12 protein-coding genes are annotated in these 14,715 nt (G+C 41.2%); all 12 read right to left on the minus strand.

Annotated elements, in window-relative coordinates; genetic code table 11:
- Positions 1-101: 101 nt before the first annotated feature.
- Positions 102-2,219, minus strand: a complete 2,118-nt coding sequence (gene fusA / locus ACTNB3_RS08665; protein WP_427806076.1) for an elongation factor G — start codon at positions 2,217-2,219, stop codon at positions 102-104.
- A gap of 117 nt (positions 2,220-2,336) precedes the next feature.
- Positions 2,337-2,807 carry a 30S ribosomal protein S7 gene (rpsG, locus tag ACTNB3_RS08670; RefSeq protein ID WP_427806077.1) on the minus strand — a complete coding sequence of 157 codons (471 nt, stop codon included), beginning with the start codon at positions 2,805-2,807 and terminating at the stop codon, positions 2,337-2,339.
- 201 nt (positions 2,808-3,008) lie between these two features.
- Complete coding sequence (gene rpsL / locus ACTNB3_RS08675; RefSeq protein WP_427806078.1) at positions 3,009-3,431, minus strand: 30S ribosomal protein S12; 423 nt, start codon at positions 3,429-3,431, stop codon at positions 3,009-3,011.
- A gap of 195 nt (positions 3,432-3,626) precedes the next feature.
- Positions 3,627-5,384 (minus strand): LCP family glycopolymer transferase, encoded by a 1,758-nt coding sequence (locus ACTNB3_RS08680; protein WP_441025104.1) that lies wholly within the window; start codon positions 5,382-5,384, stop codon positions 3,627-3,629.
- Positions 5,385-5,613: 229 nt separating this feature from the next.
- Complete coding sequence (locus ACTNB3_RS08685; protein ID WP_441025106.1) at positions 5,614-6,699, minus strand: M24 family metallopeptidase; 1,086 nt, start codon at positions 6,697-6,699, stop codon at positions 5,614-5,616.
- A 181-nt stretch (positions 6,700-6,880) separates the two neighbouring features.
- On the minus strand, positions 6,881-7,855 hold the full coding sequence (locus ACTNB3_RS08690; protein ID WP_427806081.1) for an ABC transporter ATP-binding protein: 975 nt from the start codon (positions 7,853-7,855) through the stop codon (positions 6,881-6,883).
- The gene (locus tag ACTNB3_RS08695) at positions 7,855-8,880 is read right to left on the minus strand and encodes an ABC transporter ATP-binding protein (RefSeq protein ID WP_427806082.1); all 1,026 of its coding nucleotides are present in this window, start codon (positions 8,878-8,880) and stop codon (positions 7,855-7,857) included. Before ACTNB3_RS08695 ends, ACTNB3_RS08690 begins: the two co-directional genes overlap by 1 nt.
- A 17-nt stretch (positions 8,881-8,897) precedes the next feature.
- Positions 8,898-9,821 (minus strand): ABC transporter permease, encoded by a 924-nt coding sequence (locus tag ACTNB3_RS08700; protein ID WP_427806083.1) that lies wholly within the window; start codon positions 9,819-9,821, stop codon positions 8,898-8,900.
- Positions 9,822-9,831: 10 nt separating this feature from the next.
- Positions 9,832-10,758, minus strand: a complete 927-nt coding sequence (locus ACTNB3_RS08705; protein WP_427806084.1) for an ABC transporter permease — start codon at positions 10,756-10,758, stop codon at positions 9,832-9,834.
- A 183-nt stretch (positions 10,759-10,941) separates the two neighbouring features.
- Positions 10,942-12,585 (minus strand): peptide ABC transporter substrate-binding protein, encoded by a 1,644-nt coding sequence (locus ACTNB3_RS08710; protein ID WP_441025107.1) that lies wholly within the window; start codon positions 12,583-12,585, stop codon positions 10,942-10,944.
- A gap of 17 nt (positions 12,586-12,602) precedes the next feature.
- Entirely contained in the window at positions 12,603-13,676 is a 1,074-nt protein-coding gene (locus tag ACTNB3_RS08715) for a M24 family metallopeptidase (protein WP_441025109.1), read from the minus strand.
- 368 nt (positions 13,677-14,044) lie between these two features.
- The gene (locus tag ACTNB3_RS08720; protein WP_441025111.1) at positions 14,045-14,587 is read right to left on the minus strand and encodes an XRE family transcriptional regulator; all 543 of its coding nucleotides are present in this window, start codon (positions 14,585-14,587) and stop codon (positions 14,045-14,047) included.
- Between the last annotated feature and the right edge of the window lie 128 nt (positions 14,588-14,715).

Below are 14,715 nucleotides of genomic sequence, written 5' to 3' on the forward strand. Positions count from 1 at the left end.
ATATAGCACCCACTTTGGGCATTTTTAGTTTCGATGTTTTAACTCGGCTAATTCTGATTATATTTCAAATAATACAGTTTTTCAAGCCTTTTTCGCATTTTTTATGCGTTTTTGTTAGATAATACCTTTTCCTGTACAGACTTCGGAACCGGTTCGTATTTTTCAAAGAACATTGAGTAGTTTCCACGTCCCTGTGTTCTCGAACGAAGGTCTGTAGAGTATCCGAACATTTCAGAAAGCGGTACATAACCTCTTACGATCTTTCCTCCGCCAAGGTCATCCATACCTTCGATACGTCCACGGCGAGAGTTGATATCACCGATTACATCGCCCATGTATTCTTCAGGCATGGTTACTTCTACCTTCATGATAGGCTCAAGAAGTACAGGCTCAGCTTTCTTCATCGCATCCTTAAATGCAAGGGAACCTGCAATGTGGAATGCCATTTCAGAAGAGTCAACTTCATGGTAAGATCCGTCATAAACGTTAGCATGAATACCAACAACCGGGAATCCACCAAGAATACCAGCCTTCATAGCTTCTTCGATACCTTCACCTACAGCCGGGATATATTCCTTCGGAATTGCACCACCGACAACGGTAGATTCAAACTTGTATGTCTCTTCTCCGTTAGCATCCATTGGTTCAAACTTAACTTTACAATGTCCGTACTGTCCACGACCACCGGACTGCTTAGCATATTTGCTGTCAACGTCAACTGCCTTGGTAAATGCTTCTTTGTATGCAACCTGAGGTGCACCAACATTAGCTTCTACCTTAAATTCACGAAGAAGTCTGTCTACGATAATTTCCAGATGAAGCTCACCCATACCTGCGATGATGGTCTGACCTGTTTCCTGATCTGTATGAGCACGGAAGGTCGGGTCTTCTTCTGCAAGTTTTGCAAGTGATTCACCAAGTTTACCCTGAGAAGCTTTGGTCTTCGGCTCAATAGCAAGCTCGATAACCGGTTCCGGGAATTCCATGGATTCAAGAATAACCGGATGCTGTTCATCACAGATTGTATCACCGGTAGTGGTGAACTTAAATCCGATTGCAGCAGCAATATCTCCTGAATAAACCTTATCTAATTCCTGTCTCTTATTTGCATGCATCTGAAGGATACGTCCAACACGTTCTTTCTTTCCTTTTGTTGCATTCAGCACATAAGATCCAGAATTCATTGTTCCTGAGTAAACACGGAAGTACGCCAGTTTACCTACGAACGGGTCAGTCATAATCTTGAACGCCAGAGCTGAGAACGGCTCTTCATCGGATGAATGTCTTTCAACTTCATTTCCGTCTTCATCCACACCCTTAATAGCCGGAATATCAGTCGGAGCCGGCATATATTCAATAATTGCATCCAGAAGTTTCTGAACACCTTTATTTCTGTAAGCAGAACCACAGCAAACAGGTACAGCTGTACACTCGCATGTAGCTTTTCTTAAAACTGCTTTCAGTTCATCATTTGACGGAATTTCATCTTCCAGATACATCATCATCAGATCATCATCTAATTCACAGATCTTTTCGACTAATTCCTGGTGATAAAGCTCTGCATCATCCTTCATATCTTCCGGGATCTCACAAACTGTAATGTCATCTCCCTTATCATCATTGTAGATATATGCTTCCATTTCCATAAGATCAATGATTCCTTTGAAATCATCTTCCTTACCGATTGGAAGCTGAAGAACGATTGCGTTCTTACCTAATCTTGTCTTAATCTGTTCTACTGCATTGTAGAAATCTGCACCCAAAATGTCCATCTTATTGATGAAAGCCATTCTCGGTACATTGTATGTGTCTGCCTGACGCCATACGTTTTCTGACTGAGGTTCAACACCACCCTTAGCACAGAATACACCTACGGCACCATCAAGTACACGAAGTGAACGTTCAACTTCTACGGTAAAGTCAACGTGTCCCGGAGTATCAATGATGTTGATACGATGTTCGAGAGCACCTTTTTTCGGCTTTGTATGGTCTTCCAAAGTCCAATGACATGTCGTAGCTGCTGAAGTAATTGTGATACCTCTTTCCTGCTCCTGTTCCATCCAGTCCATGGTAGCAGTTCCTTCATGAGTATCACCAATCTTATAGTTAACACCGGTATAATATAAGATACGCTCTGTAAGAGTTGTCTTACCAGCATCAATATGTGCCATAATACCGATATTTCTGGTTCTCTCTAATGGATATTCTCTTCCAGCCAAGATTTTGTCCTCCTAATATTTGTCGCGCAGATTCGTCTCTATGCGCAGCATAATGCAGGCACTGTGAGACGATCTTCTGCATCTTGTTTCCGGAACATTTTATAATATGTCCCAGTTTTAGAAACGGTAATGAGCAAATGCTTTGTTTGCTTCTGCCATCTTGTGCATATCTTCTTTTTTCTTTACAGATGCACCAGTGTTGTTTGCTGCATCAAGAATTTCATTTGCCAGTCTTTCTTCCATTGTCTTCTCTCCTCTTTTACGAGAATACAATGTAAGCCAACGAAGTGCAAGAGCCTGTCTTCTGTCTGCTCTTACTTCAATTGGTACCTGGTATGTTGCACCACCGATACGTCTTGCCTTTACTTCAAGTACTGGCATGATGTTGTTCATTGCTTCTTCGAACACTTCGATAGCCGGCTTATCAGCCTTTGCTGCAACTCTTTCAAATGCTCCGTATACAATCTTCTGTGCTACACCTTTCTTACCATCTAACATGATGTTGTTGATAAGTTTTGTAACAACTTTGTTATTGTATAACGGATCCGCTAATACGTCTCTTTTTTGAGTATGTCCTTTACGTGGCACGGTCCTTCCCTCCTTATACATATTGGCAAAGCCTTCTGGCCCTGCTTGAATAATTCATCGGTACTCACATGTGTCTCTCTATGTGTCATCAGCTCACGGGACATCCTGATGCCAGAGATGGGCATTTATCTGGATTAAACCCGCAACCAACTATAATCCTCATAGTTCTGTTTGTGATACGATAACTTTGTTGTTTCGTTATTATTTCTTAGCGTCTTTTGGTCTCTTAGCTCCGTATTTAGAACGAGCCTGACGTCTCTTTGCAACACCTGCTGTATCAAGTGTTCCACGAACGATATGGTATCTTGTACCTGGTAAGTCCTTAACACGACCACCACGAATCAGAACAACGCTATGTTCCTGAAGGTTGTGTCCTTCTCCTGGAATGTAGCTTGTTACTTCGATTCCGTTAGAAAGACGTACTCTGGCAATTTTTCTAAGAGCTGAGTTCGGCTTTTTCGGTGTAGCTGTCTTAACTGCTGTACAAACACCTCTCTTCTGCGGTGCAGATGTATCCGTAGCTTTCTTTCTCAGAGAGTTGTATCCTTTCTGGAGAGCCGGAGCGGTAGATTTCTTAACAGCTGTCTGACGACCTTTTCTTACTAACTGGTTAAATGTTGGCATCTCTTTCACCTCCTATGATGTAATAATTGGTTACGTTTTAAACATTGTCTGTTTAAATGCGCACAAAAATAACCGCACGTTTCTTTGCACGCTAGGTTATTGTATTATATACCGCAAGAAAAGTCAAGGCATTTACCGGAAATATTTTGACGAATATTTTCCAGTAAATGCCTTTTTCTTTGTATATTATATATTCTATTGTCCAACGACAGTTGATTCTTCAAGCACATCGCCCGCTTCAACACGGTTGACCAGATCAATAATATTTGAAACGGATGTTTCGTCCGGGATACATACATACAATAATGCATCTCCGGAAGAATAACAATATTGCTTATCACCAACACCTTCGGCTGAAACAGAATAAATATTCCACTCTGCGTTCGTTCGAAGCTGTGTCTTAATCAAAGACTGGATCTGATTCATACTGAAATTCGTATCAACGCCGTCACTCACACTTGCAATAATATCGGAAGCACCTCTTAACATGGACGGAGACATCATCTTTTTAATGATTGCAGTAATAACAGCCTGCTGATGTCTTCCGCGAGCATTATCCCCATCGGCAAGAGCATGACGTTCACGACAGAACGCCAGTGTTTCTCTGCCGTTCAGATGATTCATTCCCTCATTAATATGAACTACTTTTCCAGATTCTTCACCCGTATCAAACTCTTCATCTGATTCCACATCCAATCCGCCTAATGCATCAACGATATTGATCATAGATGTAAAGTTTACCCTTCCAAAGAATGGAATATCCATCTCATATAGTTCTTCCAAGGTATCCATAGATGCTTCAATACCATAAATTCCTGCATGCGTCAGCTTATCTTCCTGGCCATTTGAGATTCCCGGAATCGGGACATAATAATCTCTCGGTGTCGTAACCAAAAGAATCTGGTGGCTCTTTGGATTCACGACTGCAATAATATTTACATCGCTCCGGTCTCCGGAAGTGATATCATTATAAGTATCCATTCCGCTCAGATATACCGCAAACGGTTCTGTCACGCTGGCATCAGCTGCTGTATTTTCTATCTGCACAACAATGCTGTGCTTATAAATCACTCTGACCTCATTTTCAAAGTCAGGGATCTGATCTTTGATAATCCCCGTCTGACCGGAATTATAAACCAGCGCATCCACTTCTCCTGAGAGCAATGCCTGTGCCGCTTCAATCATGCCGGCATATTCTCGAACCGTGATCTCATTACCTATTTCTTTTTCAATCTGTTTGACCGTCGACTTTGTTTGATCTGCATTTGTGGCATACTGTACACCGTATGTATAATCAGACGTATCCACAAGTTTCTGCGCACTGTCATCCTGTCTTACTGCGACAACCATGGAACTTGTCATCGTGTTGCTTCCGGTTATCTTCTGAAATGCATTATTTATTTTACCTATATAGAAAGATCCCATCGCAAGAATGATACACAGCAAGATACAGAAGATTTTTCCTCCGATTCCCTTTTCTTTTGCCCCTATCTGAGACAATAGTGTTATTCCGAGTAAAATAAGCAGTACACCGGCCAGAACCATGATATAGGTAACCGTCAGCATATCAAAGAACAAAACATTTACCGTAAGGACTACTGATAAAACAAATTGAATGATTGCCAAGATGATACCGATCGTCTTACTGACCACATTCTTTCTTCTTCCACGTCTTTTCCTTTTTCTGCCTTTGCTGCCGTATTCGGAACTTCGGTTTTTAGATTTCTTTGTATAATCATCCCTGTTCTTTGCGGATGCTGATTTTTTCCTTCTCTTAGGCTCAGTCTGGTAATATCCATCATCATCGTAATATCTGGCCGTTGTTCTTCTGTCTTCTTCAAAAGAATACCGGTTTTTCCCCTTAGTCCGTCTGCTCACTTCGCGGCTGTTGCTAATGTTCCGTTCATTTCGATTTTGGCTGTTATTTCCTGCTCTATTTCTTTTCTGGCCCATGTCCTCTCTCTTTCATTCATCTTATGCCGGGCGCATAATTCCACGCTGCCTGCTTCCCAGTTGACCGCCCCTAGACTTTGTTACAATTCTATTACGTCCTTTAACGTAAAATTTACAATTACAATTGTATATCATAACGGTTTTTATATCTATTGTCAACCGCTTTCAGTCCATTCAGTCACTGTCAAATCTTAAAAATTCATGAAATACGAACCGGTGTTCTCATCCACTATTCCATAGGTACCACAATCAGATCTTTTGGAAACTTATTCAGAACTTCACATCCGTCCTCCGTAATCAGTACAAGGTCCTCTATTCGAACACCGATCCCCTCTTCCATAAGATAGATTCCCGGCTCAATCGAAAAGCACTGCCCCGGTTTGATTATTTCTTCATTGACTGCTGAGACATCCCCATATTCGTGATCTTCAAGTCCAATGGAATGGCCTGTACGATGTGTAAAATATGCCCCATATCCTTTTTCTTCTATATAATTACGGCAGGCAAAATCAACATCACACCAGCGATTTCCAGGTTTTGCAGCCTCAATTCCTCTCTGCTGTGCTTCTTTTACAATCTCGTAAACCTCACGCGCTTTGTCCGAAACCTCACCAAGGAAAACAGTTCTTGTCATATCAGAGCAATAATCATTCAAAATACCGCCGATATCAAGGACAACACTGTCTCCTCTTTTACCCTTTGATCCATCTGTTACATGATGCGGATCAGCTCCGGATTTACCATAAGCCGTTATTGGATCAAAAGAAACTCCCGAATGTCCTGATTTCTCATATAAGCCACGCACGATCCTGTTTAATTCCACTTCGGTATATCCTTTGGCCGTCAATGGAATAAGTTCTTCCATTACTCTATCATTTGCAAGTGATGCTTCCCTTAACAGTTGTTTTTCATCGTCATTCTTCACCTTTCTGATTGCATCTATAATGAGAGAGCCATTAACAAACTTACTTTCCGGTTCCAATTCCTGCAGTCTGAGAAGAAATTTTGCAGGCCATGTCTTGTCAACTCCGATTGTTTTGCCTTTTTCAACAAATCTACTTAAGATTTCTACTCCATCCTCAATATCATCGTACCATACAAGTTCAACACCAAGGTCTTTTTCCTGTGGAAACAACTTATTGACTACCAGTTTATGCCCGCCGTTAATATTTAAATATAATGCGAGTAATCTTTCCCCCGGAACGATCTTCTTCCCTGTCAAATAAAAAATTGCCATAGGATCAGAAATAATCATCTGCGGTACTTCTTGTTCTTTCATTAAATCAAGAATACGATTCAGTTTATTTGTATCCATTTTATTCCTCCTGTTTATACATCATTTGATATATATTTTTTCAATTGAATCAATTATATGCTCTTTCCGTATTTCTGTCAACAAAGTCAAAATCGACCAAAAAGTCCCTCCCGACCTTTTTGATATCTGAAAGGCAATAAAAAGAAGCCTTTCAGATTCGAAAGACTTCCTTCTATTTTCTTTACATATTCTCTGTAAGATGACATGCAACCTTATGTCCGGGTTTGATTTCATGTAACTGTGGCATTTCATTAAAACAGCGTTCTGTTGCATACTGGCATCTTTCAGCAAATCGGCAACAGTTCTTCGGATTGATCGGACTTGGAATCTCGCCTTTTATCGGAATACGCTCATTTGCTTTTGCTTTTTTCGGATCTGCTTCCGGAATTGCAGACAGAAGAGCCTTTGTATAAGGATGTGTCGGGTTCGAATAGAGCTCCTCCGTCTCGGCCGTCTCAACGATCGTCCCCAGATACATAACTACCACACGATCCGAAATATATTTTACAACACTCAAATCATGAGCAATAAACAAATAGGTCAGTCCCATTGTTTCCTGCAGATTTTTTAGCATGTTGATCACCTGTGCCTGAATAGATACATCAAGGGCCGAAATCGGTTCGTCACAGATAATGAATTCAGGATCTACAGAAAGTGCTCTCGCAATACCGATACGCTGTCTTTGTCCGCCAGAAAATTCATGCGGAAAACGAGACATATGATCTTTATTAAGACCGACTGTTTTCAACAGCTGTTCAACTTTTTCATCGACTTCCTTCGCAGACATTCCATGCTGCTTCAGCCCTTCTCCAACAATCTCTTTCACCGTCATTCTCGGATTCAATGAAGAATATGGATTCTGGAAAATCATCTGTACTTTTTTGCAGAACTCTTTCTGCTCAGTTTTATTTAATTTAGAAATATCTTTTCCATCATACAATACCTGACCGCTTGTAAGGTCATACAGACGAATCATACAGCGACCTGTCGTTGATTTTCCACACCCGGACTCTCCAACAAGACTGACCGTTTCCCCTTTATAAATATCAAAGCTGACATCATCTACTGCTTTCAGTGTTGCTTTTCTGTTAAGCTGGAAATACTTACATAAATTTTTCACCTGTACGAGAGGCTGCTTTAATTCTTTATTTTCCATTATTCCACCTCTCCTTTCTCAGCCGGAACTTTTCTCAAATCACTGTCCGGTGCAAATTCATGCTGCAGCCAGCAGCAGGTCTCGTGCTCACCGGACAAATCATATGTTTCCGGAGGCATCTCATTACAGATATCCATGCAATATTCGCAACGTGCGGCAAATGGACATCCTACCGGTGGGCTGAATAGATCTGGCGGAGTTCCTTCGATCGGTTTCAGTTTTTCACCTTTTGCTGTATCCAATCTAGCAATAGACTGCATAAGTCCCTTGGTATACGGATGCGCCGTGTCATAAAAGATTTCTTCAGCAGTACCTCGCTCTACAATTTTTCCTCCATACATAACAAGAACACGATCACAAAGTTTTGCAATAACGCCAAGGTCATGTGTTATCAGAATAATAGAGGTTCCCAATGTCTTCTGAAGATTCTTAAGCAGTTCAAGGATCTGTGCTTCAATCGTAACATCCAGTGATGTGGTCGGTTCGTCTGCAATTACAATACTCGGACTTCCTACCAGCGCAATTGCGATCATAACACGCTGCTTCATACCACCTGAAAGTTCATGTGGATACTGTCTATATCTCTTCTCCCCATCAGAAATACCAACTAGTTTCAGAATCTCAAGCGCTTTTTGTTTTTTTTCTGCAGCACTCATGCCTTTCTTATTGACAAATACTTCTTCAATCTGTTTACCGATTCTCATCGTCGGATTCAAAGAAGTCATTGGGTCCTGGAAAATAAATCCAATCTCTGTACCGCGAATCTGGCGCAGTTCCTTTTTATTCATTTTCAGAATATCTTTCCCTTTATAAAGGATCTCTCCACCCTCAAAGAATCCCGGTGGTTCCGGATTCAGTCTCATAATACATGACGAAGTAACGCTCTTCCCACATCCTGATTCTCCAACGATTCCAAGGATTTCTCCCGGACGCACTTCAAAGCTTACATCCCGTACTGCTTTTACTACTCCTCCGTATGTACGAAAGGAGAATGTCAGATTTTTTACTTCTAATAAATTTTCCATCTCTTCCTACTCCTTTCTTACTCAGTTCCTCTAAGTTTCGGGTCGAACGCATCGCGAAGGCCATCACCTAACAGGTTAAGTGCAAGCATTGTTGTACAGATCAAAAATGCCGGAACAACTACCTGATACGGATGAATTCTCAGTTGCGCAATACCATCTTTCGCCAGAACACCCCAGCTACAGTTCGGCGGCTTAATACCAAGACCGATATAGCTCAGGAATGCCTCCTGGAAAATTGCTCCCGGAATTGCCATGGTAAGGTTCGTAATGATAAGTCCCATGATATTCGGCAGAATATGTTTTACAATTATAACAATGTCAGGCACACCAAGAATTCTTGCAGCAGCCACGAAATCCGATTCACGAAGTTTCAGCACTTCTCCTCGAACGAAACGGCAGCTCCCGATCCATCCTACGCAGCACATCGCAAGGATCAGACAGTGGACACCATTACCAATAACAACCATCAGCAGAATCGTAACGATCATGCTCGGAATACCATAAAGTACATCTACGATTCGCTGGATGATCATATCCACTTTTCCTCCATAGAAGCCGGAGATACCTCCAAGGAGTGAACCTGTACAAGCATTAATAATACTTGCTGCAAACCCAATTGTAAGGGATACCCTTGCACCTTTCCAGGCACGAACCCAGAGGTCTCGTCCAAGAGAGTCTGTACCAAACCAGTGATTTGCAGAAAAGCTCTGATTCATCTCGGCAACACTTTGTGTTGAAAAATCATATCTGCTCAGCATCGGAGCAAAGATTGCCATAAGTACATAAAATCCAATCAAACACAAGGAAAAGAATGCAACCTTATTTTTGCGAATTCGTCTCCACGCATCCTGCCAGTAACCGATATTCGGACGTGAAATGGACTCCATGCTCTGAATATTTTTACCTACTACTTTAAATTTATCTCTTGTTATCTCTGCCATTTCCTGTCACCTACCTTTTTTTACCGCTGAGACGAATTCTCGGATCAACGATACCATACAGAATATCTACTACTAAAATAGCGATAATCAAGAATGCTCCATAGAAGATCGTCATTCCAAGCACAAGTGTATAGTCATTCATATTGATACTGTCTACATAATGTTTTCCCATTCCAGGAATTGCAAATAAGGCTTCGATTACGAAAGTACCGGTAAGTACAGAGGCAACTGTCGGTCCCATAATCGTAATAATCGGAGTAATCGCATTTCTGATCTGATGTTTTATCGTAATTCGTAAATCAGAAAGCCCTTTTGCCTTAGCTGTCTTTGTGTAATCAGACGTAACAACTTCCAGCATACTCGAACGCATTAAACGAGATACAGAAGCCAGCGTATAGAATCCAACAGCAATCGATGGAAGAATCGTGTGTTTAAAGCTTGTATACTGCGCAACCGGAAGAATCTTCCATTTGATTCCGAAGAAATACTGCAATACAGATCCCATAATAAAGTCCGGCATAGATGTACCGATAATCGCAATCAAAATACAGAAAAAGTCAAGCTTTTTCCCACGATTCAGCGCTGCAATTATTCCAAGGATCAGTCCGAAGAACAATGCAAAGCAAAGGGAACGGATACCAAGGTCTGCAGAATACGGGAAAGATTCCGCAATAATCTGATTAACAGTTCTTCCTTCATACTTCATGGAATATCCCAAATCTCCGTGAAGTACATTCTTCATATAAGTTATGTATTGAACCGGCAACGGTTTGTCCATACCATAATACGCTTCCAGATTCGCGCGGATTTCCGGTGTCATTTTATCACTGGAAAATGGATCACCCGGCATCAAACGTACAAGAACAAACACTACACTTGTCAGAACAAACAATGTGACGATTGCAAGTAAAACTCGCTTTGCAATATATTTTGCCATTTGTGCTTCTCCTTTCTTCAGCCCGTTTCCTTAACGGTTTTGATTATCCCACACCACATGCCCCTCCGGATAATCAAAACCGTTAAAGAGGAAGGGAAACTATACTTTTTCCCTCCCAACAAGTTTTATTACTTAGTCAGAGAGGACAAACTGTCCTCTCTGACTAAAATATTATATAATATTTTATTCTGCAAGATCTGCATATACCAGGTTGAAGTCATATCCTACAAAGTAAACATTGAAGTTTTCAAGCTTCGGATTTACAAGATACTGATCACGACGGAGCTGCAGCGGAACAAGTGCTGAATCTGCTCCGAGGAAGATCTGCTCTGCTTCGAACAACATATCCTGTCTCTTTGCAGCGTCAGTCTCAAACTGAGAAGCTTCCAGCAGTTCATCATATCTAGGATTGTTATATCCTGAATGGTTGTACTGTCCATCGCTGATCCAGAGTTCCAGGTAAGAATAAGCATCTGAGTAATCCGGTACCCATCCCGTAACTACCATATCATATTCTTTAGTCTGTTCCATTTCAAGTCTCTGTTTGTAAGTAACCTGTTTGATTTCTACTGTGATTCCAAGGTTCTTCTGGAACTGTTCCTGAAGAACTTCTGCCTGCTTTTTAGCACCTTCTGTATCAGTTGTAAGAAGTTCAAGCTTGATATCTGCTGCATTGCTTACGCCCAGTTCAGACATAGCTGCTGCAAGATATTCTTTTGCTTTTGCATCATCATTTTCAAGCGGGAATGGTTCATATGGATATCTCTCACCATATGTAGAATCCGCTGCTGTTACGTTCGGAAGAACAAGTCTCTGTGCCGGTTCGTAAACATCATTATTAACAAGCGTATTGTATTCAGAACGATTGATTGCATAGTTAAGAGCAAATCTTAAGTTCTTATTTGCAAGAAGCTTGCCTTCACTCTGGTTCAGCATGATGTAATCATCCGCACCTGTGAAGTAGAATTCTGAATCATCTGCATACTGTTCTGTCATTTCTGTAGGAACAATTGTAATATCAACTTCGCCATTCTCCCACATAGCAACTGCTGTCTTAGCATCAGCGACTGTCTTGATGCAGATTTCGTCAAGTTTTACACTGTCGGCATCCCAATAATCCGGATTCTTTGTCATAACAAGCTGATCACCATGTTTCCACTCAGTCATCGTGAACGGTCCATTATATGCTGCTTTTTCAGGATCTGCTGCATATTCTTTTCCATATTTTTCTACAAGGTCTCTTCTTGCTGGTCCAAGTGCACACATAGATGCCATTGATTCGAAGTATACCGCCGGATGTTCCAGAGTAATTTCTACAGTCTTGTCATCAAGTGCCTTAACACCCAGTTCTTCAACAGAAACTTCACCATTATTTACAGCTGCACCGTTTTTCAGGATGTAACCGATAAATGCATAGTCACAAGCTTCTGCCGGATCCATCAATCTCTGCATACCGTAAACATAATCATCTGCAGTTACATCCACACCGTCACTCCATTTCAGGCCATCGCGAAGATGGAAGGTGTAAACAAGTCCGTCATCAGAAACTTCCCAGCTTTCTGCTGCGTCTCCTCTCACTTCTCCTTCTACATTTCTTGTAAGGCAAGCCAGCATATGGATATTTGCTGATGCGGAAGAAATGGAGTTACTATTCTGCGGATCTGCTGACGGAATGTCTTCACGCAGAGTATATGTAACTCTTTTCTTACCTGTACCTTCTGTTTCACTGCTGTCATCGGATTTCTTTGATCCAGGTGTACCGCAGCCTGCAAACATGGTAACTACCATAGCTGCAGAAAGTAATGCTGCTAATAATCTCTTTTTCATAACTTTTCCTCCTTCATTTAAAGTTCTATTAGCTCATGTGTAGCACTTATCAGGTTTTCATATCCGTCTTTTGTGACAATACCCTGATCTTCGATCCGGACACCGCCCCAGCCTGGAATATAAAGTCCTGGTTCTACCGTCATCACGCTGTTCTCCGGAAGAATATTCCCACAATTTGCTCCAATATTCGGAAGCTCATGTACGAACAGCCCTACTCCATGACCGATTCCCGTATAGTGATACTGGAAATATTCGGTCCCTTCAATTGCTTTGAGTGACGCTTCATAACAGGATGTGCCCGTCACTCCCGCTTTGACAGAAGCTTCTGTTTCTTCTGTCATCCGTCTGCAGAGATTGTATACTTCTTTTTGTTTTTCATCCGCTTTCCCTACAACAACGGTTCTTGTCATATCTGACAAATATCCTTTGTACTGGCATCCATAATCCATCAATACAAAGTCGCCATATTCGATTGCCTTATTACTCGGAATTCCATGGAGAAGCGATGTTCTCGCTCCTGATATAAGAATTCCTCCGTAAGGCTTGGTATCAGCTCCTTCCATTACCATGTAATGGGCAAGCTTTGATGCAAGTTCTTTCTCAGTTACACCCACACGCACGTCTTTCAAGATTTTTTCAAATGCTCTGGATGCAATATCACATGCCACTGTCAGGTTCTTAATCTCTTCAGGCGTCTTCACCGCACGAAGTTCTTCTATTACGTTAAGAGTGGGAACCAGCTCAACTTTCATGGCATCCTGCATGGATTTCCATGCTCCAAATGTGAGATAATCCTGTTCAAATCCTATTCTTTCAACTTTTTCTTCTTCAGCACATAACGCAACTGCTTCCCCTATGCTGCGGCTCCTTGTGCTTCGCCAATTCCTGATTTCATACTCCGGGCATTCATATGATGCCTGTTCAGTATACCGCGGATCTGTAAGAAAGTACTGTTTACTTTTCGTAATAAAAAGAAAAGAATCCTCTCCTGTATATGCACTGACCGCTCTCACGTTAGCCGGCTTCGCCACATAAAAACCATCCAAGCCTTCCTTCTCCATGTACTCTCTCAGTTGTTCAATCTTACTCATTGCAATCCCCCAATTTCTATACCGCATACTAGAACGCAGTCTATTTTGATAATAAAAAAGCGCCATGATTTTCATCATGACGTCCTTGTCTTCCCAAGTCATAGTTTCACGCTATGACGTCCGCTTATGAAATTGTATTGAAAACCCTTTCTTTCACGCTTGACTAAGCAGAAGGTTACGTGAAACCGGAAGCCAACCATCTGTTTCTAGTATTGCAGATTCTCATTTATCATTTTCACGAAGATGATTTTTTCTTCATCAATATGATTTTTCTATTATATCCTTTATTTCACCTTGTGTCAAGGGAAATATGAATTTTGCTATTTTTTTCACAATATCCTTTTTTACTTTAATCCACTTAAACTCAACTATTTTCTATGGTATACCCAAAGACTGACCGACTCTTTTTCACCGGTGTTGTATATACAATGACGTTCTCCCTCTTTGATATATGCCGAATCCCGCTCATGCAATGTGTATTCTCTTCCTTCGATAATCAAGTTCAGACATCCGGATATCACCGTGCACATTTCGTCACGATTGTGACGATATTCCTTTTTTTTAGGCGGTTCCCCTGGCTGTATCGTAATATATTCATAAACATAGTCGGAACGTCTGAAATCTGCTATATTAACAACTAAGTTCTCATCCGGATAACTTGCCTCTGTGAGTTCTTCCTTGCGAATGATTGTTTTCGCCTCACATTCAGACTCAAGAATGTCAACGATACTGATTTCCAGCGATTCACAAATCCTGGCAAGGTTATCGATTGTAGGAGTCGTCTTATTCTGTTCCAGCATGCTCAGATACCCTACTGACAATCCGGTATACTCCGAAAGGCTTTTAATTGTCATCATCTTTTTCTTCCTGTTTTCTCTGATTCTCTCCCCAAGATGGCGTATATCCAACATCTTCCCACCTCATTTTTGCAAAGTAATTTTGAATATGTCGTTAATGATAGCTGATTTTTTTCAAATTTGCAATATTAAAATGAAATCTATAAGAATGTATAATAAATTCATAAACCCGAAAATAATAA

Source organism: Bariatricus sp. HCP28S3_D3 (assembly GCF_052065755.1).
Lineage (GTDB): Bacteria > Bacillota > Clostridia > Lachnospirales > Lachnospiraceae > Allocoprococcus.

Excerpts from the sequence above, each read along its gene's own strand:
- ACTNB3_RS08680 (WP_441025104.1), bottom strand. The coding sequence starts at position 5,384 with ATGGGCCAGAAAAGAAATAGAGCAGGAAATAACAGCCAAAATCGAAAT.
- ACTNB3_RS08710 (WP_441025107.1), bottom strand. The coding sequence starts at position 12,585 with ATGAAAAAGAGATTATTAGCAGCATTACTTTCTGCAGCTATGGTAGTT.
- ACTNB3_RS08695 (WP_427806082.1), bottom strand. The coding sequence starts at position 8,880 with ATGGAAAATTTATTAGAAGTAAAAAATCTGACATTCTCCTTTCGTACA.
- rpsL (WP_427806078.1), bottom strand. The coding sequence starts at position 3,431 with ATGCCAACATTTAACCAGTTAGTAAGAAAAGGTCGTCAGACAGCTGTT.
- ACTNB3_RS08715 (WP_441025109.1), bottom strand. The coding sequence starts at position 13,676 with ATGAGTAAGATTGAACAACTGAGAGAGTACATGGAGAAGGAAGGCTTG.
- ACTNB3_RS08700 (WP_427806083.1), bottom strand. The coding sequence starts at position 9,821 with ATGGCAGAGATAACAAGAGATAAATTTAAAGTAGTAGGTAAAAATATT.
- ACTNB3_RS08690 (WP_427806081.1), bottom strand. The coding sequence starts at position 7,855 with ATGGAAAATAAAGAATTAAAGCAGCCTCTCGTACAGGTGAAAAATTTA.
- ACTNB3_RS08705 (WP_427806084.1), bottom strand. The coding sequence starts at position 10,758 with ATGGCAAAATATATTGCAAAGCGAGTTTTACTTGCAATCGTCACATTG.
- ACTNB3_RS08685 (WP_441025106.1), bottom strand. The coding sequence starts at position 6,699 with ATGGATACAAATAAACTGAATCGTATTCTTGATTTAATGAAAGAACAA.
- ACTNB3_RS08720 (WP_441025111.1), bottom strand. The coding sequence starts at position 14,587 with ATGTTGGATATACGCCATCTTGGGGAGAGAATCAGAGAAAACAGGAAG.